Here is a 26,270-nt window from a genome sequence, read left to right as displayed (position 1 = left end):
CTGGTAAATCTGACTGGACTGCAGGCTCGCCTTTTTCAGTAACAACAGCTGCGGGTAATTCAGGTTGGACTTCTGGTGTGCCTTTGTTGGTTACTACAGCTTCTGGTAAAGCTGGTTGAACTTCAGGTTCACCTTTATCTGTTACGACTGTTTCCGGCAACGCTGCTTGAACTTCTGTCGGCTTAGTTGAAGAAACAGGTTTTTCTTCCTGAATAGTTTGTACCTTTGATGGATTCTCTACAAAATTTGGTGTAACATTGTAATCTACCTTTTGTTGATTTTTAGAAGTAGCTACTGATTTCTCTTGATTGCTTACTTTAGATTCAGAAGTTATGTTTCCCTCTTTGATATATCCAATATAAGTATAGCCTGAAATGTCTTTAGGAAGAGGTAATTTTTCTCCTGAGGTTAATTCATAGTCAGTATTATAGTTCAGTAAGAGATTATTTTCTAAAGCATGAGCTGAAACTAAGACACCATTTCCTATTCCTGCAACCAATACTAAATGTAATACTGTTTTATTCTTAACTTTTTTCTTAGAAACGGCAAAAATTAAAATCCCCAGAGCCGCTAAGCTAGCACCAGCAACTAAGGCTTGCATCTCATTCTTACTTCCAGTGTTGGGTAATTCCCCCAGTTGATTTTGGGAATTTAATTTATAAACAAGATAATAAGTCTCATCATCATTCTCCACGTATGTCGGAATACCATAGACAAGCTGCTTCTTTTCATCTGATGATAGCTCTGACTCGGTCACATATTTATAGTGAACACCTTTAGTCTCTTGAGCCTCTACAGATGAACTAGCTAATACAGACATAAAAAATAAACTTGAAATCGTTGCAGATACAAGTCCTACTGATAATTTTCTAAATGAAAAACGCTGCTGTTTTTCACCAAAATACTTTTCCATTCTTCCTCCTTGAAATAAAATTTAAAAATATGTAAGGTAAACTTTATTATAATAGCTTGTTATCTTATAAAAAGGTAACTCACTTTAATTATACTCTTAATTTACAAAAAAGTCTTAAAATTAAGTTGCGCTTTCATACTTTGTTTTATATATAAAATACGAAGGATCAGTGGTTGCCATTTCCTATTTTCTCTTTTGGGATAAAATTACACCTACCATGGCACTTCCACGGTAGGTGTTAGTTATATCAATAATCGTTCTAAAAATGGTTTAATACAGTTGATGAGAATCCCATCTATCCAGCTTTCCTGTGCTGAGGAGAGATGATCTGCCTGGAGACTTTCTTTTAGAAAATCTCGAACTTGTTCTGGTGCGATTTCAAACTCAAAGGCTTTCATTTTATAGAAAAAGTCGAGCAGATGATCTGACAGATATTCAGTTGAAAATGGCACTTCTCCACTTTTTCGATATTCTAATAAGAGTCGAGCAAAGCGGGATTTTTCGTCAGGAAGCTCACGGAAATAGGAATTGAGGAGCCAGGTCTGCTTCTGCTTTCTTTCAATTGGATCCTGACTAGCAATTCGTTGGTCTTTTTCCAAATCTTTTTGGTATTGTTTGGCCTTGATAGCCCGTTCTGTTCGATTTTTACCAAAAAGAATTTTCTCCCACTTGCGTTCTTCTTGAGTCAGGGTCTCTGTAAAGCCAAAGTAGTCTTGATACGCACGCTCTGCTGGTCCCATAGCTAGAACTAGATTGTCTGCATATTGCTTGGCGATTTTATCCCTCTTCTTGCGTTCTTTCTCTGCCTGGATACGGAGTTCTTGTTCGTAATCAATTTTCTCCTTACCTAGCTTGACAAGATAGAGTTGGTCATCTGGCTTTCCAAGTAAAAAGGGTTTGATACATTTTTCAAGAACTTCCTCCATACGAGCTTTCTTCTTGGGTTCTGCCTTGGTCCAACTTCCTCCTTGAAAGACTTCTAGGAAAAGCTGGTAGTCTCTCTCAGGTGCAAATTGATTGCCACGATTGGGTTTAAAAACACCTTTTCCCCAGAGCCACTTTAGAAGACGCTCGTCAAAGTCACTTTTATTGACCTTGATTTTTTCCTTTTTCTGGGCTTTTCTGGTCAGATTTTCAACCTTTCTGAGCAGTTTTTCTTCCTCTTCCAGTTGCTGGTCAAGGGACAATCGATGAAAATGACGAACACAGTCGCTACCAATTGGAAAGAGGCGTTGGCCTGTGACACCATTAAAGAGTTCGTAGGCGTACTTGATGGCATTTCCACAGACACAATTGCTACGACCGATACCGTTAAAAATCAAGGAAACTTCATTCCATTCCTTGGTAGCTTGTTCCCAAGTATCAGCTTTTGAAGCCTGTAAAACCGCATCGTGCAGGGATTTTCTAACTGGAAGTGTCATGAGGCCTCCTTTCTAAATTATACTTTTACAACTTGAACCTCGTCTTTCCCAAGTAAAATCAAGTATTTCTCAATATTTTCAATCGAATAGGCTCGAGATAAAGCCTCTCCGTATAGGGCTAACTGACCACGATAGCGGTTTATGAGTTGACTTGGATCATCATAGCGGTCTGTCTTATAGTCGAACAGAATAATCCTATCCTCATAAAGCAGATAGCCGTCCAAGATTCCACGGACAACAAAGTCTTCCTGACTCTTTTGGTCTCGTTTGAGCATGGAGAAAGGTTGCTCGCGATAAAGATGGTCGGTATTGGTAAGAATTTCCTGACCGAGTGCTGTGTCAAAGAATGCAAGAATTTTAGCAAGATTTATCTTGTCTCTGACAGCTGGGCTGGTTTGAACTTGTTTGAGAGTTTCTGTCAGGCTAGCAAGTGTTGGTTGCTGACTGAGGTCGATTCTCTGCATGAGTTCGTGGGTAGCACTACCAATCTCAGCTCCTGTTACCTTTCCTTTGGTTGAAAAATCTGGCAAATCAAAGTTGATTTTCTTGTCTACTGACTGGCCTTGACCTGCAATCTCGACACCTTCCATATCCATAACTGGTTCGTAGAATTTCTTGATTTGACTTGGGGTTTGAACACTAGGAAGTTCAATAGCTGCGCGGTGAAGAGTATTATATACTTCTACTTCTTTCAGCATTTCAAGGGCTTCTTTGATGGTTTCTGACTGACGGTTATCTGCTTGAGAGCTATCTTGGAGAGGGCTCTTGTTTTCCAACTCTCCGATAGCTTCTCTGGTCAACTGATCTTCTCCAACAAAACGATAGCTAAAGTTGAGATGATCCTTTGCAAACACTTTACTGATAGCCCAAATCCAATCTTGGAAATTCTTGGCTTGAAGTCTAGTGTTGCTATTTAGTTTTCCATTTTTAGCTGCTGGGTATTCCTTGGCTTCCAGCTTTTCACGAGACCCCTTACCGACAAGATAGAGCTTTTTCTCAGCCCGTGTCATGGCAACATAAAGAAGGCGCATCTGCTCTGAGTAGCTTGCCAGCTGCAGTTCTTCCTCATTTTGCCTATAGGTCAGGCTAGGAATAGAGAGTTTGATGGTTCTAGGGTAGTGGGCTTCCACTGCTCCTGTATCTATCTTGGCAATATACTTGACACCTAGTCCATTTTTACGACTGAGAATGACTTCTGACATGGTGTCTTGCTTGTTGAAATCTTGATCCATATTGAGAATAAAGACGTAAGGAAACTCTAGCCCTTTACTCTTGTGAATGGTCATGAGCTCTACTGCATCTTTTGGCGGTGCGACGGCCACGCTTGCCAAATCGTGCTGGGATTCTAGGATATTGTCAATCATGCTAATAAAACGTGACAAGCCTTTGAAATTGCTCTTTTCAAATTGATCTGCTCTCAAAGCTAGGGCATAGAGATTGGTCTGTCTAGCAGGACCATTTGGCAAAGCTCCAACATAATCATAATAAAAACGGTCGTTATAAATCTTCCAAATCAGGTCATATAGGGAGTGGGTTTTGGCATACAAGCGCCAAGAAGCTAAGATATCCATGAATTGCTTTAGTTTCTCAGCTAGAGCCGTGTGAATCAAGCCTTTTTGACTACTTGCCATTTTTTGTGCATTGACCAGTTTCTCATAGAGATTTTCTTGGACTTTATCCTCTGCTTTCTGAAGGGACAAGCGTGCTAACTCGTCTTCGTCAAATCCAAACATTGGAGACTTCATAAGGGCAACCAAGGCATAGTCTTGCAGGGGATTGTGAATGACACGAAGGGTATCTAGCATGACTTGCACTTCTAGGGATTGGAGATAATTGTTTTGCTCTCCGTCGGTTTTGACAGGAATTCCATACTCAGACAGGGCGAGAAGAATCTGGTCATTACGACTGCGACTGGAGGTCAGAAGGGCAATTTCTTTAAAGGCAATACTTTTTTTCTGATGAAGTTTAAGGATTTCCTTGATGACCAGGCGCATTTCACCAGTCAGTTTAGTGTCAGCTTGGCTCTCTTCTTCCTCACCTGTGTCGTCCTTGTCGTAGAGGAGAAATTCAGCCTTGTTCTCAGTATTAGGAGTCAGTTTGCTATTAGCAAAAACAAGCTGGTGCATGTTATCATAGTTGATTTCGCCGACCTCTTGGTCCATGAGACGTTCAAAAACATCATTGGTTGCTGACAGCACTTCTGAACTACTACGAAAATTTTCCTTGAGCAAAATCAACTTGCCTTCGTGTGGATTTTGCGCATAGCGTTGGAACTTTTCATTGAAAATCTGCGGGTCTGCCTGACGGAAACGGTAGATAGACTGCTTGATATCTCCAACCATAAAGCGATTGTGACCATTCGACAGCAATTCCAACATCCGTTCTTGAATGTGGTTGGTGTCCTGGTACTCATCAACCATGACTTCGTAGAAACGTTCTTGATAAGCCTCACGAACTTGCGGGAAATTCTCTAAAATCTCAATAGTGTAATGGCTGATATCAGCGAATTCAAAGGCATTTTCCTGACGTTTACGCTGACGATAAGCCTCCACAAAATCGCTCATGAAAGATTGGAAGGTTTTAGCTAATCCCCATGTTTCTTGATGGAAACGTTCTTGATAGTCCAGAATCGTTATCTGATCTGCTAGTTGTCCTAGTTTAGCAAACTGGGCCTTTCTTTCTTCGTTGTAGGCATCAGCCAGTGGCTTCAAATCAGCCTTACGACTGGCATTCGTCAGAGCCCGACCATTTTTCTCTTTTGAAATTGCGACAATACGCGCAAGTACTGCCTGATAATCCTGACTATCAGACTCTTGATTTAAGGAGCCAATTTCATCCAGAACTAACTGAACATTTTCTAAATAAGCAGCCTTTGCAAACTCCTTGGCATCATTATCCAGATGATAACGGAAAAAGCTTTCCAAATCCCAAAGGGCTTGCTGGATTTGCTTAGTCAGTTTTTCTTTTTCACTGGTAAAATCAGCTTTTTCAAAGCCTTTGAGGAAAGATTTACTCAGCCACTTTTGAGGATTACTGGTAGATTGGAGGAAGTCATAAATTTTATAGACTTGCTGTCGCAGACCACGTTCATCTTTGCCGCGTCCAGCAAAATTTTTCAGCAAATGACTAAACTTTTCTTTCTGTTTACCTTGATAATGGGATTCAAAGACCTCATGGAAAACTTCGTTTTTTAGAAGGAGTTGCTCGCTTTGGTTTTGTAAAATACGGAAATTAGGTGCAATATCAAGCAGATAACCGTGTTTACCAAGGAATTTTTGTGTGAAAGAGTCCATGGTTCCGATGGCAGCGTTGGGTAGGTCTGCCAACTGGCGACCCAAGTGTTGTTTGAGGTCAACATCACTACTTTCTTGGATTTGTTGGCTGATTTTTTTCTCCAACCGTTCCTTAAGCTCTGTGGCTGCCTTGACGGTAAAGGTTGAGATGAAGAGTTGAGAAATTTCGACACCACGCGCCAATTGATCTAGAATGCGCTCTGCCATAACAAAGGTTTTACCAGAACCAGCCGACGCTGAGACAAGAATATTCTGACCAGAAGTATAGATGGCTTCTATTTGCTCGGCAGTTTTCTTTTGTTCCTTGCTCGAATTTGCTTCCGCTTCTTGCAGTTTTTGAATTTCATCCTCAGTTAAAAAGGGAATAGGCTTCATCGATTCAACTCCTCTCTTATTTTTTCAAACCAAGCTTGCTTGAGTTTTTCTCCGACCAGACGTTTGCCGTCAGCCAAGTCTAACTTCTCTAGGAAACGGGCTTGACCCAAATGGTAATTGGCTTCAAATCCTGTGATGGCTTGATGTTGCTGGACGTATGGGGCAATGCTTCTACCATTTTCAGTATAAGGGTTAATGGCGAATTGGCCTGCTAAAATCTTCTCAGCCGCTTTTTTGTAAAGATGGGCATTGTAGTCCAGTAGGAGATGGAATTCCTCATCTGTCAACTGATTAGCCTTGTTTTTATTGTAAAATTCGCCCAAATGACTGCTTTCTTTTTCTAAAAAGAGGCCTTGGTATTTCATAGACTTGCTGGCTTCTACTACTGCACCTGCCAGACTTTTAACGGCCATCAGAGATTGGACTTGTTCAGCCATTTCCAAGTACATGGCACCAAAAAAGTTCTGCTCCCCTTCTCTTTTTAAGGCAGCTAGATAGGTTGGCAACTGGGAATTAAGCCCATTAAAGAAATGAGGAAACTGGAACTGAGTCAGACTGGATTTGTAGTCTACCACTCCAATCGCTCCATCAGCTTTCAATCGGTCAATGCGGTCAACCTTACCTCGTACAAAGACACTCCGTCCATTGTCCAATTGAATAAAGGCCTGCTCTTTTCCACCAAAATTCGCTTCCTCTTTGATGGTTTCGATGGCTGGATTGTGTCGGAGAATATGTCCAGTCGTGCGAGCTACATCAAGCAGAACTTCTTTAGTAAACTGAGCTTCCAAACTTTCTTGATAAATTGCTTCAAATTCGCGTTCTTGACTGGTTTCTTGAATAGCTTGTTCTAAACGTTGGTCAAAGGAATCTTCGTTAGGTAACTGCAAGGCGCGTTCAAAAATGCGGTGCAAGAAATTTCCGTGACTACGGGCATCTGGACGCAAACGTAATTCCTCCTGCAAGCCTAAAACGTAGCGGAGGAAATAACTGTATTGGTTCCGGTAAAACTCCGTCAAACCAGAGGTAGACAGATAAAACTCCTGATCAGTAGGATAAAGAGCTTGTAAGGTATCCTTGGCTAAGGGCTTGCTACTCGGGCTGGTTGGCAGGGCTGGATTTTCCAAACCTTGCTGTTCTAGTTTTTTACCCATGACACGCGCCAGAACTTTAATAAATGTCAAATCTTGCTCAGTCTCACTCATCTCACCCTGCTGGTGATAGGCAACCAGACTAGACAAAAGACTGTGATATGACCCCATATCCTCCTTAGACAGCCCATTGTGATTCATCCTCTTCTCTTTCCTGATAAATCCAAAATGGACTAGCTCTTGAAGATAGGCTGACTCCTTACTTTCACTTTCATTAAAAAGGCTTGGAGCTGACAAGACCAACTGCTTACGCGCAGAATTGACCAAAGAAAGCATAGTATAGCGATTTTTCTTGAGATTTTCACTGCTGGCAATTAGCAACTGTGCCCCTTCCTCTGTCGCTTGATTTAAACTTTGCCTTTCTTCGTCTGTCAAAAGACTGGTATTTTGCGCGATTTTTGGTAAATTGTCCTGAGTCAGCCCAATGGCATAGACAAAGTCAGCCGTTAAGGGCGCAATCAAATCGTAACTCTGCACCAGAACGGTGTCCACTGTCGCTGGAATGGTACGGTATTGAGATAGGCTCATTCCAGAATGGAGCAAGGCTAGAAAGTCCTCTAGACTAACCTGTGAACCAGCAAAAACAGTCGCAAATTGTTCTAACACATGACAGAATGCCTTCCAAACTTCGGCTTGTCTTTCCTGTTCTACAGCTTCCATAGTGGCTGTCAAATCTTGCAACTGCTTGGTCACCGCTCCTTCTTTCAGAAAGCTATTCCACTTTTGCAAGAGATTTTCAGTTTTCTGTTTTCGGCTGGCAAATAGGGTTTCAAGAGGGGACAAAATACGCAGACGAAGAGCATTTAAACGAACTAAATCAAATTTTCCATGGTGGGATTTGGTGAAGGTTTGTTGAAAGGCTGGCAAGCCATTGATACCAAGATAACGGATATATTGCTCAAATGCATCAATATCAGCCTGACTAAGGTCGGTATACAGACCAGTTCTGAGGAGGTTAATCAAATCCTCCTGACGAAAACGATAGCGTTTCAAAGCTAGAATAGACTCGACAAACTGTGTCAAGGGATGATGGGCCATGGATTCGCTTCTACCAAGATAAAAAGGAATCTGATACTGGTCAAAAATGGTTTTGAGAGATAACTGGTAAGAAGCCACATCTCCCAAGAGAATACGAAAATGCTTGTAACTAAGGTCGGAGTTCTCATGCAATTTCTGACGGATACTACGGGCAACTAACTCCAACTCTTCCTTTTGTGTCAAACAAGACCAGATTTGCAGGTTTTCACGGTCTTTCTCATCGACCTCCAAAGTGAGCTCTGAAAAGTCATAAGAAGACTCCAGCAAACGAGAGGCCTTGTCAAAACTATCCATCTTCTCATGAGCTTGAGAAAGGTCTTGTGCAGGTGTTTGGTATTTAGAAGCTAGATGATGGAGAAACTCCACACTGGCTTGATAAAGATTACCTTCGCTAAAAGGACTGGTATAAGCTTTCTTGCTAGCATAGGCCCCAATGACAATCTCAACACCCTTGCCATGAAGTAAGTCCACAATCCGCTCTTCCTCGGCAGAAAAACGGGTAAATCCATCAATGACTAAAGCAATTTGAGTAAAATCACTACTTACCTTGTCATTCTCAATAGCCTCAATCAAATGGGACAACTGACTCCCCTGAGCTAACTGCCCTTGATTGAGGTAGGCCGTTACTTTCTCAAAAATTAAGAGTAAATCGGCTCTCTTGTCCTCATCCGTCAAACTCTCTAAGTCCAAAAAACTCATCTGAGCAGTCGTCATCTCGTGATAAAGCTCAATCAACTGCTGGATAAACTGAGGATCTTGCTTAATTGCGCCGTAAACTCGTAATTCCTTGGGATCAAGTTCCGCAAGGCACTTGTAAAAGGCCATCCCAAGACCGATATCATCAAGACTGGTCTTGGCAGGCAAGTCATTCAAGACCAGATAACGTGCCATTTGAGCAAAGCGCGTGACAGTAATTGCAAAAGAAGCCCGCTGGGACAAGCATGTCAGCACGGCGCGTTCCTTTTCAAATGAAAGAGAGTTGGGGGCGATGTAGAAGACCCGCTTGCCAGCAGCAACTAACTCCTCCGCCTCTCTGGTTAGAATTTCTGTCAAAGAAGTCCGAATATCAGTATAAAGTAATTTCATCTCTGCCTCGTTGGAATTTTTCATTACCTTTTATTATACCATGATTAGCCAGCCAAGTCTGAAAATAATCAGTTCTTGCTCACCTGTTGAAAAGAAAATGCCGGAAAGTTCCGACATTGTTTTAGTAAGCTAACTTCCTGAAAATAGGAGTAACCACACATTCCAGAAAGCAGTGATATTGATGAAAATATGAACTAGTATTGGATAGTAGAGATTTTTAGTCATGCGATACAATAGAGCCAAAATAAGCCCTCCGCTAGCATAAATGAAAAAAGCAAGAGGAGTTAAAGCAAAATTGATATGAATATAACCGAAAATAATAGCAGAAAGCAAGACATCTCCGTACCAAGGCGAGTTTTTGAAAAAGGTTGTCATAAGCACACCGCGATAAATCAACTCCTCAGCAATAGGGCCGATGAAGCAAGCTATGAGCAAAAAATAGGGTAATTCCTGTCTCCCTATCATTTCTATCGTTTCATTCAAAGAAATTTGATTTGAAGACGAGGGTATGAAATAAGATAAGAAGAAGTCCGACATATACGAAATGATGTAGCCCAGTAAAAGGTAGATAAAGTACCTCAACTGCCACTTGAAATGAAAAGTCTTCTTTCCTGCAAAAACTAGTAAATAGATAACTGCTGACAAAAGAACTCCACTCTCCATCCAAAGCAGAATCTGAAAAAATTCACGACTTGCTGATAGATAGGGCTTTGTGAGGTGGTTGAAAAGCCTCCAAAACCAAGTTGATTTGTAAAAAATTAAGGACAATGCTAGTAAAATTTGAATAACCCGTTTTTTCATATTAAATCCTCTGTTTTCCTTGATAAGCTTACAATATACTTGATTGAATCACAAATTTAGTATAGCATATCTTTTCGAAATATCCTCTTCCAATCATAAATTGTCATCAAAACATCCTAAACTGTAAAATCAATTACCCCCTACCCTTTTACCATTATCTTCTCTAACAAAGGAAGACCTATGATTAAGTTACTAACCTTGGATATAGATTGATTTCTCCTAAATGAAGCCAAAGCCCCCCCAAAAAAAATCAGATGGTTTATTTGTCTTACACCTTACGGAGCGAGACAAATAAAAGCCAGTATTGCTACTGACTCTTACATCATTTTGATTTAACAGGATAAATTTATGCTTCTGGTTTCGTCGTAACTGACTCACTACATTTTTAACAAAGCAAGTAATTTCTCTGCTTCTGCCATGATGCCATTATTATCCATGGTTTGGAGACTCAGATTATTTCGTAAACCAGCTAGGCTCTCTGTCACATTGTTTTTCAAGCTAGCATCCGTTACTGCATCAAGTAGATCTTCTACTTCTTTAAGTTTGGCTTCTACTTTTTCTGTTTCTACTTGAGGGACTTCAGCTTCGTCTGTTGTATCGTTAGCTACTCCCTCTGTCTCGTCTTCATCAGTGCTTGGTTTATAAAGATTATCTACTGAAGGGTTTAAACCTGCATGATTCTCTTTTTCATCAGATTCAGGGCGAGTTGGCTCACTTACTTCATTATGTTCCTTATCTTCATCAGGTTTATTGTCTTCTACTTTATTTTTACGAACATGGTCGCTGGCATTTCCCCAACCATTATCTGAGTGAGGACGTTCGTTTGGATGTTCAACGTAATATTTTACAGTCGCAAAAAGATCCTCCAAGCTATAACCCTTAGGAGCCTCATATAGTCCTTCGTCAAACCAAGCAAATTTAATGTTATGGTAATGATCATAATGAGGTATAATCAAGCTACCGTTTTTAACTTCAACAGTATGTTGGAGATTGTAAGGCATGTGATCAAGTGGAACTTTCTTAGCTGCCTTCACTTTATTATAGATTGCTTCTACTCCTTTAACCTCAGGATTTCCTGACCCTTGATGATCTGTTGAAGGAGGTGTCAAACCTTTCTCTTTAGCATAAGCCTGAGCTGCTGCTCTTTCAGCTTCAGATAAACTTTCTTTCTTAATCCAATGACTATGAGTCATATGTGGAGTGACATAGGCATCGCCTTCATCGCTAGTTATATCACTAGGATCAAAGATATAGCCATCTTCTGTTGTATACTTACCTGCTAATTTTGCTAATTTAATTTCATCGTCCGTATAAGCAATTTGAGCATTTGGTTTGCCAAGTCGCTCTGGATGGGTAATTGGTGCTAGGAAGGTAAGAATATCATCAACTAACTTGACCTTATCACTCGAGACATCATTAAGACGTTCCAAAAGTGTATCCAAAGTTTCAAAATCAGCTTGGCGCCCTTTATTAGAAATCAAATTTTGATGAACTCTTGCTAGTAAATCATAAACCTTGTTGTAAAATTCTTGATCACTAGAAGGGATGGTACTTTTCTTAGCTCCTAATACATGAGACAAACTTTCTTGTTTGGCAAGTTTATTATCAATGGCTACAACAGTTTCTGCTGAAAGTTCCTTGGCAAACACATAACGCGAGGTTCCATTCTCCTCAAAGACATAACCATCAGCTACTTTTCGAACCGCCTGTTTCACCAATTTTCCATCAATTGGATTGCTTGGAGCTGGTTGAGGATTTGGGGTAGGTTGCGGACTTGGTACTGGGGTAGGCTCTGGAGCAGGAATTGGATTTGGTCTTGATGGTAACCAATGACTTGAACTATAATGAAGTGGAATCATTCTTGCAATCTTCTGCTCCAAATCAGACATTTGTGAATAAGGAATAAAGTGATAATGATCCCCGTGAGGTACTGCCACACCATTTGCTGTACGTTTTGTAATCTGTGCTGGATCAAATACTAATCCATCAGACTCCACGTGTCGTTGGCTAAGTGGCAAAGCGTACAATTCTTGAAGGAGACTATCCAAGTCCTCATTTTGACTTTCAGGAGCTGTTGCAGGATTTTGAGGAGCCTCAGATTGACTCGTTCTCACACTAGATCTTGTTTCAGCTCTGCTAGAACGATATTCAACCGTACTTAATTGACCACCTTTCCTAGATAAGAAGGCTTGAGCAGCAGCTAATTCACTAGCAGACAAATCACTCTTAGGAATATAGTGGAAGTGATTGCCATGAGGAACGATATAAGCATCACCCGTATCCTCGATGATATCGGATGCATTGAAGATATACCCATCATCCGTTGTATAACGTCCTTGAGCTTTGGCTGCCGCAACAGCATTATCTGTGCTTGCATTATGATTATGACTATGTTCCTGCTTCTGACGTTTAATCTCTTCTTTTGTCCGAATATTATCCGCATGAGCCGCATCTTTAAGGTAAACATAGTATTTCCCGTCTACCTTAATCACATAGCCACCCTTGATTTCATTGACAATGTCTGAATCCTTCAACTGATAATTCGGATCTTTCATGAGGAGTTCTTCACTGATGATAGCGTCATAAGGAACCTTCCCATTATAGTAATGATAATGGTCTCCATGAGAGGTCACATAACCTTGATCCGTAATCTTGATGACAATTTGTTCTGCATTGATTCCCTCTCTTTTACTGACTTCATCTGGTGTCAAGTTCTCTGCCTTTTGACCAGCCTGGTCACCGTCTATATAAGCAACTCGATTAGAATCTTTCTTAACTTGTCCGGCTTGGTAGCGACCAAGCTCATAGGAACAAACACTTAGGGCAAGAACTGCCACTGAACCTGCTACATATTTTTTATTGATTTTCATTCTTATCTCTTTTCTAAAATCTATTTGATTCACCACAGAATGATAAACCAGTTAATTAACTAGTTAATAGTTTACTCTTTTTAGTATTACTTGTCAAGAATTTTTCGTATATACATAATAAAAATGAAAGCCTCTTTATCGAGACTTTCATTTTTCATTAGTTTATTTTTCTTTGCTTACAGATGTAGGATTACTACCTTTTAGCAAAGCAAGTAATTTTTCTGCTTCTGCCATGATACCATTATTATCCATGGTTTGCAGGCTCAAGTTATTTCGTAAACCAGCTAGGGTTTCTGTCGCATTAGCTTTCAGACTAGCATCCGTTACTTTAGCAAGCAAACCTTCTGCTTCTTTGAGTTTGGCTTCTACTTTTTCAGTCTCTACTTGAGGGACTTCCGGCTCAGCAGGTGTTTCCTCTACTGGCTCTTCTTCTGCTTTAAAGTTCTTATTTGGATCCTCACTGTGGTCTTTCTTACCTAAGACATGCTCGCTGGCATTACCCCATCCATCATTAGAATGTGGACGTTCGTCAGGATGTTCAACATAGTACTTAATCGTCGCAAATAAGTCTTCCAAGGTATAACCATTTGGAGCCTTGTATGAGTGATCATCAAACCAAGCGAATTTAATATTATGGTAATGATCCTTATGAGGAATGATTAAATTCCCATTTTTTATCTCAACTGTATGCTCGACCATGTATGGAAGTCGAACGAGTGGAATTCGTTTCTCACCTTTCACACGATTGTAAATGGCCGCTGCACTATCTCCAGTTGGATTTGCTTGAGCATCTGCGTCTGGAGATGGAGGTAAAATACCTTTTTCTTTAGTATAAGATTGAGCCGCAGCTTTTTCCTTATCAGAAAGGCTGTCTTTTCCAATCCAGTGACTATGTCCCATATGAGGCGTTACATAGGCATCTCCTTCATCACTGATAATATCATGTTCGTCAAAAATGTAACCATCTTCTGTTGTATACTTACCTGCTAATTTCGCTAATTTAATTTCATCGTCCGTATAAGCAATTTGAGCATTTGGTTTGCCAAGTCGCCCTGGATGGGTAATTGGTGCTAGGAATGCTAATAAATCATCTACTAATTTTCCTTTATTAGAAGATTCATCATTCAAGCGTTCTGCTAACTTGTCTAAGGCTTGGAAATCAGAAGTACGACCCTTATTTTCAGACAAGGTTTTATGAGCCTCGGCCAATAAATTATATGCTTTATCATAAAATTCTTGATCACGAGGAGCAATATTTTCTTTCTTCGCAACTAGGGCATGTATCTCTTGAGTTTTCTTAGATAAGAGATTTTCAATAGCTTCAATCTTATCCTTAGCCAAGTCTTTAGCTAGAACATAACGACTGACTCCCTTATCCTCGAAAATATAACCGTCGCCAACTTTTCTAACAACCTGGTTGACATCAAGTTCAGTCGGTTTATTTTCCACTGGTGCTAGAGGTTTGGTAGTAGGGGCTGGCTTCAGAGGAGTGACGCTTGGCAAAACACTGCCATTTTGTCCCTTGACAGCTATCATACGAGCCAATTTTTCTTCCAAAGGGGACATTTGTGAATAAGGAATAAAGTGATAATGATCTCCGTGAGGCACTGCTACACCGTTAGCTGTACGTTTGATGATTTGTGCCGGATCAAAGACTAGACCATCCGATTCCACATATCTCTCTGATAAAGGTTTGGCATACAATTCACTTAAAAGTGTTGAAATGTCTTCCCCTTGATTTTGATGATAAGTTGGAGTGACAGTCAGATTAGGAGTCTCTGTCAAACTTGGTTGGACTGGATTTGGATTGTTACTACTTGGTTTACTTGAACTTGTGGCAGAATGTGAGCCCTGTTTACCATTCCAATAAGCTTGGGCGGCAGCCAGTTCTGCTGCTGATAAATCACTCTTAGGTATATAGTGAAAATGATTGCCATGCGGTACAACAAAAGCGTCACCTGTATCTTCAATCACATCTTTCGGACTAAAGACATAGCCATCATCCGTTGTATAAGCGCCTCCAGTTCCTCGATTTGGTGCCTGCGTATTGAGATTAAAATTTGGTTTAATCGGTGAACTTGGTTTATCTGTACTGCTTGGTTTCGGATTGTCAGAATGACTTTGAACTGGCTGACCTCCAATTGGAAGATTTCGAGCCAATTTTTCTTCCAAAGCAGACATTTGCGAATAAGGAATGAAATGGAAATGATCTCCGTGAGGTACTGCGACACCATTGGCTGTACGTTTTGTAATCTGTGCTGGGTCAAATACCAAGCCATCAGACTCCACATGACGTTGGCTAAGTGGCAAAGCGTACAATTCTTGAAGAAGACTAGCTAAATCCTCATTTTGACTCTCAGGAGCTGTTGCAGAATTTTGCGGAGTTTCAGCTTGAATCGTTCTCACATTAGATCTTGTTTCTCCCCTGCTTGAACGATATTCAACCGTACTTAATTGACCACCTTTTCCAGATAAGAAGGCTTGAGCAGCAGCTAATTCACTGGCAGACAAGTCACTCTTAGGAATATAGTGGAAGTGATTGCCATGAGGAACGATATAGGCATCACCCGTGTCCTCAATGATATCAGAGGCATTAAAGATATACCCATCATCCGTTGTATAGCGTCCTTGAGCTCTGGCAGCAACTACCGCCTGATCGTTAGAACCGCCTCCATGATTATGACTGTGTTCCTGCTTCTGACGTTTAATCTCTTCTTTTGTCCGAATATTGTCCGCATGGGCAGCATCTTTAAGGTAAACATAGTATTTCCCGTCTACCTTAATCACATAACCACCCTTGATTTCATTGACAATGTCTGCATCCTTCAACTGATAATTCGGATCTTTCATCAGCAGTTCTTCACTGATGATGGCGTCATAAGGAACCTTGCCATTATAGTAATGATAATGGTCTCCATGAGAGGTTACATAACCTTGATCTGTAATCTTGATAACAATTTGTTCTGCGTTGATTCCCTCTCTCTTACTGACTTCATCTGGTGTCAAGTTCTCTGCCTTTTGACCAGCTTGATCTCCGTCTATATAAGCTACTCGATTAGAATCTTTCTTAACTTGACCAGCTTGGTAACGACCAAGTTCATAGGAACAAACACTTAGGGCAAGAACTGCCACCGAACCTGCTACATATTTTTTATTGATTTTCATTCTTATCTCACTTTAATTCTTCTGCTAGAACACTCATATTTTCTTCAAGATTTTCTAGATAAGTCTTGTCATTTTGCGGGTCAGCCTCTAAAGGATTCAGAGTTTTAAGACCCACACCTGTTGATTTGACAAGAGTTTCAGCTACTTTTGAAGAAGCATTACTTTCTGTAAAAATCGTTTTAACCTTATAGGTTTTAACAAATTCCTGAATTTCTGTTAGTTGTCTTGGACTTGGTTCTTGTTCAGGAGAGATACCTGCAATACCAAGTTGATTCAGTCCAAATCGCTTAGCAAGATAAGAAAAGGCTGTATGTTGTGTTACAAAGGTTTTCTGACTCGCTTTTTCAAATTTAGGCTGGAATTTCTTAGTCAATTCCTGAGCTTTTTTGATAAAGGCTTGCGCATTTTTCTGGTAAGTTTCTTTATGCTCACTATCCACCTCTGAAAGTTTATCAGCGATAATCTGAGCTTCTTCGCCAGCTTTTTCAGGATCTAGCCAAGTGTGAGGGTCATAGAGCGTTTTTTCATCAACACCGTCCCCTGCTTCAACATCTTCTAGCCCTGGGACGCGGTCTAAAGTCATTCCCTCTGAAGCCTCTAAAACCTTAACTTTAGATTTTTTTAGATTGGGATCTAAACTTCCTGCCCAAGATTCTAGCGTATGAGAATGGTAAACAAAGACATCTGCATCATAGATGGCCGCGATGTCATTTGCCGAAGGTTCAAAGGAGTGAATCCCACTACTTGACTGAATCATTCGAACATCATTCAAGTCACCAGATACTTCCTTGACCATAGCGTAGATAGGATAAAAACTGGTCACAATCTTCATCCCTTTACCTGTCTGACTTTCCTTTTGACCACAAGCTCCTAAACACAAAAGAAAGACACTTAACAATACTAAAAATAAACTTTGTTTTTTCATGGATAACCCCTTAACTATTTAATTAACTGGTAAACATTCTACCCCTAAAAACTTAATCTGTCAAGCTATTTTAAGAAAAAAATTGAAATTTCTTTCACATATAAAAATCTGCTGAGTGTCAATAACTCAACAGATTCTCACTTTATTCTTCTATGGTAGAATGCTTATAACCATAAGTGAAGTAAATAATACTTCCTACTAGCAACGCAACTAGGAAAGCAATCCAGGTTTCCATACTATACTGCAACATAAAGGATAAGCAAATGATGATTGATAAAATTGGTAACAAAGGTACCAATGGTGTTTTAAACTCTCCAGCTTTGGGCATCCCTTTTTCTTTCCGTAAGCGAATCAAGCCGTAAGCAAGCATAATCAAGTAGGCCAAGGTACAAATGTTTAAGAAGGCTGCGATACTAGCAAGAGGGAACATTCCTGCAGCTACAGCTGAGGCTAGACCCGTCAAGATAGTAGCATTCTTTGGTACCTTGCTAGTCTTCGTTAGTTCTTTGAAGGCTGCAGGCATCAAGCCGTCACGCGCTAAACTGTAAATCATACGCGATAGGGCATAGGTCATCGAAATACAAACTGTAATCAAGGTCAAGATAGCCACTAATGACACATAGTTGGCTGCCCAACTAATCCCAACACTACGAAGGGCAAAGGCAACAGCATCGTCGACATTTAGATGGCTATAATGGACAACACCAGTCAAGACAAGCGTCACCAAGGCATAAAGAATAGTTACGATAGATAGCGATAAGACAATCCCTCTAGGAATATTTTTTTGAGGAGTCTTAACTTCATCTACAGCCATAGAGATGGATTCAAATCCCAAAAATCCAAAGAACATTAAGGACGCGCCAGCCATAATACCAGTACTAGCACCATAGATTTGTCCAAAACCATAAGGAGCAAAATTGCTCCAATTATCAAGTTTAATATTCCAAATTCCTACTAAAACAAAGAGAGCTAAAGCGGAAAATTTCAAAATAACTAGAATAGAGTTAAAGCGTAATGCTGCCTTGGCATTAAGTAAAACAAGCGAGGTAACTAAAACTAAGACAAGAATAGGTAATAAATCAACAAATGTCCCTGCTTGAGGATTAAAGGTGCCATTTAAAGCCTGAGGAAGGGCTATCCCGTATTGAGAGAGCAAGCCTTTAAAATAAGCTGCCCAACCCGAAGCCACACCTGATATGGCTGTCATGAACTCCATCATGGTTAACCAACCAGCCAACCAGGCTGGGAATTCTCCTAAGATGGCATAAAGATAACTGTAGGCACCACCTGTAGCGGGTACTCGCGAAGCAAATTCTGCAAAAAAGAGGGCTGATAATCCCACACACAAGGCAGAAATGACGATTGAAATAACTAGGGCTGGACCAGCAAGCGTTGCAGCTGCAGTACCTGTAATTGTAAAGACGCCTGTCCCTACCATGGCTCCGATACCCAGCAAAATCAAATCCCATAACTTCAAATGCCTGTGCATCTCTGTTTTATCTAAACTAACGTTCTTTGTTCTAAATATATTCATCTTTGACTCCAAAATAAAATGATGATTCTATTTTACCATAAATATAGGAGATTTGTGAATATTTATAAAACATTTTTCTGAAAAAATCTGACTACCTTTTTGTAATAGCTTATACTCAATGAAAATCAAAGAGCAAACTAGGAAACTAGCCACAGGCTGTACTTGAGTACGGCAAGGCGACATTGACGTGGTTTGAAGAGATTTTCGAAGAGTACTAAGAACCAAAACTCTTGAAAAAGTTGACAATGGCTTGCCATAGGGAGCTTAAGAAGTTACCACCGTCCTCTAGCGCCTTATCAGCATCAAAGTTAAGGTTGATATTTTTAAAACTATCGCCAGCTTGTGAAACAATACTTTGTTTAAGGTCATTTAGAGTTTTAGTGAAGTCAGCATTGCTGAGAATATCACTCTTTGAGAGATTCAAAGCAAAATTGATGATGATATTGATCTGGTTTCCTGTTATGACCTGATCAAGTTTGTAATTTTTCAAGGTATCTTCAACAATTTTTCGGACATCTTCCTCTGTCAGATTTCCCTTGCTTTCTTTCGCTTTGGCAATTCCTGACTTGATATCGGCTAGGGCAACGTTTAATTTATTAGCGTCATAGCCTGACTTGTCTTTGTTTTCAGCATTGATATCTGACAAAGCCTTTAGCTCTTCTTGAGCCAAGTCTTTATTGGCTTGCGGTACCTTAGCTCCATTAGCCTCTAGCGAATAGTAAATCCCTGCTAAAGCACTCTCACCTGTAACGGGAATAGGGGCTGCTACAGTGATTTTGGCATGTTCCACACCCAAGGTTACTGCTGCGTTTCGGTACATATCCTGCGTCACCTTAGTGATGTTTTCTGGTGTTTCAATCTTGACCTCAAGTGGAGACTTGTCACCTAGTTTTTGAATCTTGGCTGATGAATACAACTGTAAACTAGAGTCATTTGCCACATTCATAATTTTAGAATAGACATCAGGTGTCATGGTCTTGAGTTCTTTGGTGTCTGTTGAGGCATTGTAGCCTAGTTTTTTTAGGGTTTGATTTTTTTGATCTTCAGATAATGAAGAACCTAGGACATATTCAGGTTGAACATAGGTTTCGTCGATGACTTTTTGCACATCTGTTGCTGCATGGGCGCTATTCATAGCTGTTACTGCCCACAAGACCGCAGCACTAGTCAGAAAGAGTTTCTTTCTCATAGGGAATTTCCTCCTTTACCTTTCTAGAGTAATATATCTATCTTAAAGAAAACTTATAACAAAAACACCTGGACTAGCCAGATGTCGAAAAGAGAGTGAAACATTTGATGATGTAAAGGTTGAGTTGCACCTGTCTAGAATAGTAATAGTTTCCTCCATTTACGTAGAGTTCAGCACCGTGAAAAATAGAAATGGGGTGAATATAACTATAAGTCTTTCCAGTAGTATTGCCAAGCAAGGGAGCAACCGTATCACGGGAGTACTGTTTGGCCAGTGCCAGGGTATTTTCCTTGCCATTTTGTGCGATAAAATCGATATAGGCGGGACCAAAATTATAGGCTTGCACAGCTGTCCAGACATCAACACCTTTATTCTGGGCCAGATAGAGATTGTCTGTCAGAGTTTGCACACCTTGCCGAATGCTAGACGCATTATCATTTATGGTATTGGTGGAACCGCTTGCAGACTCACTAGACTGCATGACATCGCCTTCTTGTCCTTTTGTTTCAGTATAAATCATAGCGAGCACGAGCTCTTCGTTTGCTGGGGTGTCTTTTTCACTCAAGATTTCTTGCACCATAGGTTGATAGGTCATAACTTGCTTGACATCTTGGTGCACGCGGTAAGCTTTATAGCCAGCAAAAAGGAAGACTGCTAGTACAAGCACTCTTCGAATTCGTTTAAACATTATTTACTTTGAATATCCTCGATATTTTTGATTAAGATAGAGTAGGTTCCATTGTCGTTTTGAATAAACTCAACAGACTCGGCGTCTTGATAGACGTTATTGGGAACAATGAGCTCAATTCCATTTGACAAGGAGAGTTTTTGGTTTTCAAATTTCTTTAATTGGCGACTGGCATCAATTTCATCAAATTGAACAGGCTCTGGTACAGATTCTTTAACTTGGTCAATAAAGCTCAAACGAGCCGTCAGATTATTGTCAAAAAGGTCGTTGGCCAATTTTTCTGGTGACAATTCATTGCTTTCTTCTAGGTTGTTGAAAATTGCTGATTTGACCTTAGATTGAAATTGAAAATCATCTGTGTTAAAGGTTTCAGCAATGCGCTGTGCCGTCTTTTCTAGTTCTTTGATAGATTTCTTGGGTGAAATTTTAGGGGTGACAGCAAGAAGATTATCTGAAAAATAGTTCAAAAAAGTCCCGTTGTACTTGATTCGTTTTTCAATCAGATGGTACTTGCGACTCTGAAGATTGACCACCAAGGCTTCGTCGGCACCTGTTCCAAATCCAGGAAGGTTATTCTGAGTCAACTTGATTGGATTATCAACTTCTCCTCCGAGGTGGGTCAAGGTCTCTCGCAGGGCAATTCGTAAGAAAGCGAAATGTTCCACGCCTTCTTTAGAAAATTGCACAAAAATCAAGTCATTGGTCTTTAGATTTTCGGAAATGCTGAACTCCTCTTTCCAGAGATTAGCCAGTGTTACTGATGTCTCCAACAAATCGTCTGTGATATGATTGAAGAAGGGATTTTCTTCCTCGAAAATCCCAGTCTTAGCTTCATCTGAATACACACGTTCAATTTTTTTACGCAAGTATTCTTCGATTTTTGGAGTGATATTGAGAAACTTATCCGCTAGAAACAGCTCGGTATCATCCGGGCTAAACTGATGGATAATAGCTTTCTTAATATAAATGTCCATAAAAGTTTTAGTCCTCGTATAATGGGAAGGCATCTGTCAATTCTTTGACTGCACTTCTCACTTCTTCTAAGACAGCTTCATTTTCTGCATTTTTAAGGGTTTTAATGATGAGTTCAGCTACTTTGCGGCTTTCTTCTTCACCAAATCCACGTGCAGTGATGGCTGCAGATCCGATACGAATACCACTTGTCTTGAACGGTGATAAGGTTTCGTATGGGATTGAGTTTTTATTTAGGGTAATATTGACTTCATCCAGTAAGTTTTGAGCAACTTTTCCGTTTTCTACAACCTTAGTCACATCCACTAGGAAGAGATGGTTTTCAGTCCCACCAGAGATAATACGGAAATTAGGGTCTTGCAAGAAGACATCTGCCATAGCCTTGCTGTTTTTGATCACATTAGCAGCATATTCCTTGAAGGCCGGATCCAAAACTTCTTTGAAGGAAACAGCCTTGGCAGCTACAACATGTTCCAAAGGACCACCCTGAATACCTGGGAAAATAGCAGAATTGATTTTCTTAGCTAGGTCTTCATCATTTGTCAAAATCAAACCACCACGAGGGCCACGAAGGGTTTTGTGGGTTGTTGTTGTAGTGATATGAGCGTATGGCACTGGGCTTGGGTGAAGACCAGCTGCCACCAAACCAGCGATATGGGCCATATCGACCATAAGCTTAGCCCCAACAGCATCTGCAATTTCACGGAATTTTGAAAAGTCGATAATTTGAGAATAGGCTGAAGCACCTGCTACGATCAATTTTGGTTTTACTTCTTGGGCTTGTTTCAAGATAGCATCAAAATCCAAGAGTTCCGTTTCAGGGTCAACACTGTAAGACACAAAGTTGTAGGTTTGACCTGAGAAGCTAACTGGAGCTCCGTGGGTCAAGTGTCCACCTGCTGCCAAATCCATCCCCATAACGGTATCACCTGGTTCAATCAAGGCCATGTAAGCCGCACAGTTGGCTTGACTTCCTGAGTGAGGTTGGACATTGGCAAATTTAGCGCCGAAAATTTCTTTTGCGCGTTCAATAGCTAGAGTCTCTACAACGTCTACCACATCAGTTCCACCATAGTAACGACGGCCTGGGTAACCTTCGGCGTATTTATTCGTCAAGATAGACCCTTGAGCTGCCATAACAGCCTTGGAAACTACGTTTTCCGAAGCAATCAACTCAATGTTGTTTTGTTGGCGTTCTTCTTCTTTGGCAATAGCATTCCAGAGATCAGCATCGTATGCTTTAAAATCATCTTTGTCAAAAATCATAGGTCTTCTCCTTTATTGTGTGACTAGTCCATTAGTTTCATTTTCTTATTGGAAAATCAAACTAAAAGATGCGAATAAACCGTTTCTGCATTTTATCACAAGTATAACCAACTTTTTCATAAAATGCATGAGCCCCCAGACGATGGTCGGCAGAGTTTAAGCGGATAAACCTATAGCCGCGTCTTTTTGCTTCTTGCTCCAACCCTTGTAATAAGCTTTTACCAATACCTTGACCTTGCGCTTGAGGTGAGACTGCTAAGGCTAAAATATTAAATCCTGCTTTGGAATAGAGTGATTCGTAAACTTCAGCGTGGACATATCCAAGTAAGACATGATTAGCTACATCCTCATAACCAAGTAGGAAATGATGGGAATCCTGAGACAATCTAGCTAGTTGACTATCCGTTTCCTCTAGACTAAAAGAATAGCCCAAAGCCTCTTGGTTGATCTCACATATAGCTTTCACATCAGTTTCTATTAAATTTCTTAGCATTTCATACCTCCTCAAAAGAAATCTCTGGCAACCGAGCAAGAATGTCCTCTCGCTTAATCGCCCCTTGGCGTAAGATTTTCACCTTGTCTCCAGACAAATCCAAAATAGTTGAATCCTGTCCAGTTAGAAAATCATCGTCTTCCAGACCCAGAACCTCTTGTTCAAAATCCTCTAGAATCTGATCAAAGGTCACGCCACTTGCCTGACCTGAAATATTGGCAGACGGCCCAATCAAGGGACCTGTCTCTCGAATCAAATCAAGGGTAATGGGATGACTAGGCATCCGAAATCCAACAGTTGCGAGGCCCGAATTGACCCAATAGGGAACTCGGTCATTAGCTTCAAGGATAATGGTCAAGGGACCTGGCAAAAAGGTCTCTACAAGTTTTTGTAGATAAGTTGGCTGATTCTTAGAAAAGTGCAAGATATCCTCTAAAGAGGCAATATTGAGATTGAGTGCCTTATCTCTAGGACGACGTTTGAGTTGGTAAACATGGTCAACTGCTTTTTCGTCTAAGGCCTTAGCAAAAAGACCGTATACTGTCTCTGTAGGCAGAACGACAGCTCCACCCTTTTCTAACTCTTGTCTAATCCTGTCCATAATCAACCACGACCATCCTATCTTGACCAAATTGGTCCTTAAGTGTTCTTACACGTTTTTCAGGAAGATGTTTCCTAAAAAGCTCAGGAACACTTTGACCTTGCTTGTATCCAATTTCAAGGTAAATCTTACCACCATCTTTGAGATAGTCTTTTGCATCTTCCGCAATTCTACGATAAATAGCTAGGCCATCCTCATCTGCAAAGAGAGATAGATGGGGCTCCGAATATAAGACATTCAAGCCGACCTCTGTCTCATCTTCACGAGAGATATAGGGTGGATTGGATACAATTATATCATATTTTTCAGAAATTTCTGCAAAACAATCAGATTTTTTAAAAAATATATTAAATTTTTGATTTTTAGCATTCTCGCTAGCTAAATCTAAAGCATCTTGGGAAATATCCGCTGCTGTCACTGACCAATCTGGTCTGTTTTTTGCTAAGGCGAGAGCAATAGCTCCACTACCAGTCCCGATATCTAGGACCTTAAGATTTTCCTCAGAATTTTCAGCCAGAATAAGCTCCACTAACTCCTCTGTCTCTGGACGGGGAATCAAAACCCGCTCATCCACTTTTAGCTGCATTCCATAAAAATCTGCCTGTCCGATGATATACTGTGCTGGTTTATGATCTACTAACTGTTGAAAAATTCCTTTTACAAATTGTTTTTCTTCCTCTGATACCTCTTTCTGGAGGGCAAAAACAAAGTCTGTAAAAGAGAGATTTTTCAGGCTACGATAGACAAAAGAGAGGCTTTCAGCTTCCTCTCCTTGTCTTATCAACTCTTCTTCAAAATCTGAAAATAATTGAGCTAATTTCATTATTTGTTTAATTCTTCTAATTTTTGTGTTTGGTCATAGAGCACCAAGGCATCCACAACTTCGTCCAATTTTCCAGACAAAATCGTATCTAGTTTTTGGAGGGTTAAGCCGATACGGTGGTCTGTGACACGGTTTTGTGGGAAGTTATAAGTACGGATTCGTTCTGAACGGTCCCCAGTACCGATTGTCGACTTACGCTCAGCGTCCTGTTCATCCTGAGCAATCTGAGCAAAGTGGTCAGCAACACGCGCACGGATGATTTTCATGGCTTTCTCACGGTTCTTCTGCTGAGTACGTTCTTCCTGCATCTCAACCTTGATATTGGTTGGCAAGTGAACGATACGAACGGCAGTCGCAACCTTATTTACGTTCTGTCCACCAGCACCAGAGGCGTGATAGATGTCGACGCGAAGGTCTTTGGGATCAATGTCGTATTCAACCTCTTCCACTTCAGGCATAACAAGAACTGTCGCTGTAGAAGTATGAACACGGCCTTGGCTTTCTGTCACAGGAACACGTTGCACACGGTGGGCACCTGACTCATACTTAAGTTTAGAGTAAACAGACTGACCTGAAACCATGGCAACCACTTCTTTGAAACCGCCGACACCATTCATAGAAGCCTCCATGACTTCAAAGCGCCAGCCTTGGGCTTCAGCATATTTTTGGTACATGGTTAGGAGGTCACCAGCGAAAAGTGCTGCTTCGTCTCCACCAGCTGCACCACGGATTTCTAGGATGATGTTCTTATCATCGTTTGGATCCTTTGGAAGGAGCAAGATTTTCAGTTTTTCTTCGTATTCTTCTTTTTCAGCCTTGGCATCTTTGAGTTCTTGCTTGGCCATTTCTTCCAAATCCGCATCTCCGCCTGATTCCTTAATCATCTCTTCGGCATCAACGATGTTTTGAAGGACTTGTTTGTACTCACGATAGGCTGTTACTGTGTCACGAGTTGAAGCCTCTTCTTTTGAAAGCTCCATGAAACGCTTGGTGTCCGAAACCACATCTGGGTCACTAAGCAACTCTCCTAATTCTTCATAACGGTCTTCTACAGCTTGTAGTTGATCATAGATGTTCATTTTTCTTCATTCTCCTTATTGATTTCAGGGGCAAAATAATGTTTACGGCAAACTGAGATATAGGTTTCATTACCACCAATCTGGATCTGTTCTCCATCGTAAACGGGCAGTCCATCCTGAGTTCGTAATACCATGGTCGCCTTTTTCTTGCAATACTGACAAATGGTCTTGATTTCGTCGATCTTATCTGCTAAGAGCAAGAGATACTTGGAACCTTCGAACAGTTCATTGCGAAAATCATTTTTCAAACCAAAAGCCATGACGGGTATGTCTAGCTCATCAACAACACGAGCTAAGTCGTAAACATGGTGACGCTTGAGAAACTGGGCTTCATCGACCAACACACAGTAAGGTGTTTCTGGTAGGTCTCGGATATAGCCAAAGATATCCGTCGTTTCCTCAATCGCAATGGCAGGGCGTTTCATGCCAATACGACTCGACACATAGCCAACACCATCACGCGTATCCAGAGCCGAGGTCATAATCACAACACTTTTTCCCTGCTCCTCGTAGTTATAGGCCACTTTGAGAATCTCAATCGTTTTACCAGAATTCATGGTCCCATAACGATAATACAACTGTGCCATGTT

The 26,270-nt window shown here is 40.7% G+C and carries 18 protein-coding genes; all 18 read right to left on the bottom strand.

All coding sequences use genetic code 11. The annotated features are described in order from the left end of the window. Positions 1 to 913 (bottom strand): YSIRK-type signal peptide-containing protein (locus QM865_RS04170; RefSeq protein ID WP_414306070.1); only part of this gene is annotated, 913 nt, incomplete at its 3' end. Positions 914 to 1,155: 242 nt separating this feature from the next. Continuing rightward, on the bottom strand, positions 1,156 to 2,334 hold the full coding sequence (locus QM865_RS04165; protein WP_261042058.1) for a hypothetical protein: 1,179 nt from the start codon (positions 2,332 to 2,334) through the stop codon (positions 1,156 to 1,158). 17 nt (positions 2,335 to 2,351) lie between these two features. Further along, the gene (gene addA / locus QM865_RS04160) at positions 2,352 to 6,002 is read right to left on the bottom strand and encodes a helicase-exonuclease AddAB subunit AddA (RefSeq protein ID WP_414306069.1); all 3,651 of its coding nucleotides are present in this window, start codon (positions 6,000 to 6,002) and stop codon (positions 2,352 to 2,354) included. Continuing rightward, positions 5,999 to 9,274 carry an ATP-dependent nuclease subunit B gene (rexB, locus tag QM865_RS04155; RefSeq protein WP_414306068.1) on the bottom strand — a complete coding sequence of 1,092 codons (3,276 nt, stop codon included), beginning with the start codon at positions 9,272 to 9,274 and terminating at the stop codon, positions 5,999 to 6,001. Before rexB ends, addA begins: the two co-directional genes overlap by 4 nt. A 129-nt stretch (positions 9,275 to 9,403) precedes the next feature. Continuing rightward, a complete protein-coding gene (locus QM865_RS04150; protein ID WP_414306067.1) occupies positions 9,404 to 10,075 on the bottom strand; it encodes a lysostaphin resistance A-like protein in 672 nt (223 codons plus the stop codon). A 377-nt stretch (positions 10,076 to 10,452) separates the two neighbouring features. Next, complete coding sequence (locus QM865_RS04145; protein WP_414306066.1) at positions 10,453 to 12,945, bottom strand: pneumococcal-type histidine triad protein; 2,493 nt, start codon at positions 12,943 to 12,945, stop codon at positions 10,453 to 10,455. A 162-nt stretch (positions 12,946 to 13,107) separates the two neighbouring features. Next, positions 13,108 to 16,110: a pneumococcal-type histidine triad protein gene (locus QM865_RS04140; RefSeq protein WP_414306065.1), complete on the bottom strand. Its 3,003-nt coding sequence runs from the start codon at positions 16,108 to 16,110 to the stop codon at positions 13,108 to 13,110. Positions 16,111 to 16,117: 7 nt separating this feature from the next. Then, positions 16,118 to 17,035: a zinc-binding lipoprotein AdcAII gene (gene adcAII, locus QM865_RS04135; RefSeq protein ID WP_049539664.1), complete on the bottom strand. Its 918-nt coding sequence runs from the start codon at positions 17,033 to 17,035 to the stop codon at positions 16,118 to 16,120. 142 nt (positions 17,036 to 17,177) lie between these two features. Next, positions 17,178 to 18,569 (bottom strand): APC family permease, encoded by a 1,392-nt coding sequence (locus QM865_RS04130; protein WP_414306064.1) that lies wholly within the window; start codon positions 18,567 to 18,569, stop codon positions 17,178 to 17,180. A gap of 214 nt (positions 18,570 to 18,783) precedes the next feature. Then, on the bottom strand, positions 18,784 to 19,758 hold the full coding sequence (locus tag QM865_RS04125; RefSeq protein WP_414306063.1) for a DUF1002 domain-containing protein: 975 nt from the start codon (positions 19,756 to 19,758) through the stop codon (positions 18,784 to 18,786). 73 nt (positions 19,759 to 19,831) lie between these two features. Further along, positions 19,832 to 20,446: a cell wall hydrolase Pmp23 gene (gene pmp23, locus QM865_RS04120; RefSeq protein ID WP_414306062.1), complete on the bottom strand. Its 615-nt coding sequence runs from the start codon at positions 20,444 to 20,446 to the stop codon at positions 19,832 to 19,834. Then, positions 20,446 to 21,420: a nucleoid-associated protein gene (locus QM865_RS04115; protein ID WP_061759148.1), complete on the bottom strand. Its 975-nt coding sequence runs from the start codon at positions 21,418 to 21,420 to the stop codon at positions 20,446 to 20,448. Before QM865_RS04115 ends, pmp23 begins: the two co-directional genes overlap by 1 nt. Positions 21,421 to 21,427: 7 nt before the next feature. Further along, the gene (glyA, locus tag QM865_RS04110; protein WP_414306061.1) at positions 21,428 to 22,684 is read right to left on the bottom strand and encodes a serine hydroxymethyltransferase; all 1,257 of its coding nucleotides are present in this window, start codon (positions 22,682 to 22,684) and stop codon (positions 21,428 to 21,430) included. A gap of 61 nt (positions 22,685 to 22,745) precedes the next feature. Beyond that, complete coding sequence (locus QM865_RS04105; RefSeq protein WP_414306060.1) at positions 22,746 to 23,177, bottom strand: GNAT family N-acetyltransferase; 432 nt, start codon at positions 23,175 to 23,177, stop codon at positions 22,746 to 22,748. Position 23,178: 1 nt separating this feature from the next. After that, positions 23,179 to 23,781, bottom strand: a complete 603-nt coding sequence (locus QM865_RS04100) for an L-threonylcarbamoyladenylate synthase (RefSeq protein ID WP_173278458.1) — start codon at positions 23,779 to 23,781, stop codon at positions 23,179 to 23,181. Beyond that, positions 23,765 to 24,601: a peptide chain release factor N(5)-glutamine methyltransferase gene (gene prmC, locus QM865_RS04095; protein ID WP_061759152.1), complete on the bottom strand. Its 837-nt coding sequence runs from the start codon at positions 24,599 to 24,601 to the stop codon at positions 23,765 to 23,767. Before prmC ends, QM865_RS04100 begins: the two co-directional genes overlap by 17 nt. Continuing rightward, positions 24,601 to 25,680 carry a peptide chain release factor 1 gene (gene prfA, locus QM865_RS04090; RefSeq protein WP_001028815.1) on the bottom strand — a complete coding sequence of 360 codons (1,080 nt, stop codon included), beginning with the start codon at positions 25,678 to 25,680 and terminating at the stop codon, positions 24,601 to 24,603. Before prfA ends, prmC begins: the two co-directional genes overlap by 1 nt. Further along, the gene (locus QM865_RS04085; protein WP_061759153.1) at positions 25,677 to 26,267 is read right to left on the bottom strand and encodes a thymidine kinase; all 591 of its coding nucleotides are present in this window, start codon (positions 26,265 to 26,267) and stop codon (positions 25,677 to 25,679) included. Before QM865_RS04085 ends, prfA begins: the two co-directional genes overlap by 4 nt. Between the last annotated feature and the right edge of the window lie 3 nt (positions 26,268 to 26,270).

This window comes from Streptococcus mitis (assembly GCF_047462815.1).
GTDB lineage: Bacteria > Bacillota > Bacilli > Lactobacillales > Streptococcaceae > Streptococcus > Streptococcus mitis_DO.
This window is presented reverse-complemented; position numbering and strand designations above follow the sequence as displayed.

Bases quoted from the DNA above. Each gene is read 5' to 3' on its own strand.
- QM865_RS04140 (WP_414306065.1), bottom strand. From the start codon at position 16,110: ATGAAAATCAATAAAAAATATGTAGCAGGTTCGGTGGCAGTTCTTGCC.
- prfA (WP_001028815.1), bottom strand. From the start codon at position 25,680: ATGAACATCTATGATCAACTACAAGCTGTAGAAGACCGTTATGAAGAA.
- QM865_RS04145 (WP_414306066.1), bottom strand. From the start codon at position 12,945: ATGAAAATCAATAAAAAATATGTAGCAGGTTCAGTGGCAGTTCTTGCC.
- rexB (WP_414306068.1), bottom strand. From the start codon at position 9,274: ATGAAATTACTTTATACTGATATTCGGACTTCTTTGACAGAAATTCTA.
- QM865_RS04165 (WP_261042058.1), bottom strand. From the start codon at position 2,334: ATGACACTTCCAGTTAGAAAATCCCTGCACGATGCGGTTTTACAGGCT.
- glyA (WP_414306061.1), bottom strand. From the start codon at position 22,684: ATGATTTTTGACAAAGATGATTTTAAAGCATACGATGCTGATCTCTGG.
- QM865_RS04130 (WP_414306064.1), bottom strand. From the start codon at position 18,569: ATGAATATATTTAGAACAAAGAACGTTAGTTTAGATAAAACAGAGATG.
- prmC (WP_061759152.1), bottom strand. From the start codon at position 24,601: ATGAAATTAGCTCAATTATTTTCAGATTTTGAAGAAGAGTTGATAAGA.
- pmp23 (WP_414306062.1), bottom strand. From the start codon at position 20,446: ATGTTTAAACGAATTCGAAGAGTGCTTGTACTAGCAGTCTTCCTTTTT.
- QM865_RS04150 (WP_414306067.1), bottom strand. From the start codon at position 10,075: ATGAAAAAACGGGTTATTCAAATTTTACTAGCATTGTCCTTAATTTTT.
- QM865_RS04125 (WP_414306063.1), bottom strand. From the start codon at position 19,758: ATGAGAAAGAAACTCTTTCTGACTAGTGCTGCGGTCTTGTGGGCAGTA.
- addA (WP_414306069.1), bottom strand. From the start codon at position 6,002: ATGAAGCCTATTCCCTTTTTAACTGAGGATGAAATTCAAAAACTGCAA.
- QM865_RS04115 (WP_061759148.1), bottom strand. From the start codon at position 21,420: ATGGACATTTATATTAAGAAAGCTATTATCCATCAGTTTAGCCCGGAT.
- QM865_RS04105 (WP_414306060.1), bottom strand. From the start codon at position 23,177: ATGCTAAGAAATTTAATAGAAACTGATGTGAAAGCTATATGTGAGATC.
- QM865_RS04085 (WP_061759153.1), bottom strand. From the start codon at position 26,267: ATGGCACAGTTGTATTATCGTTATGGGACCATGAATTCTGGTAAAACG.
- adcAII (WP_049539664.1), bottom strand. From the start codon at position 17,035: ATGAAAAAACAAAGTTTATTTTTAGTATTGTTAAGTGTCTTTCTTTTG.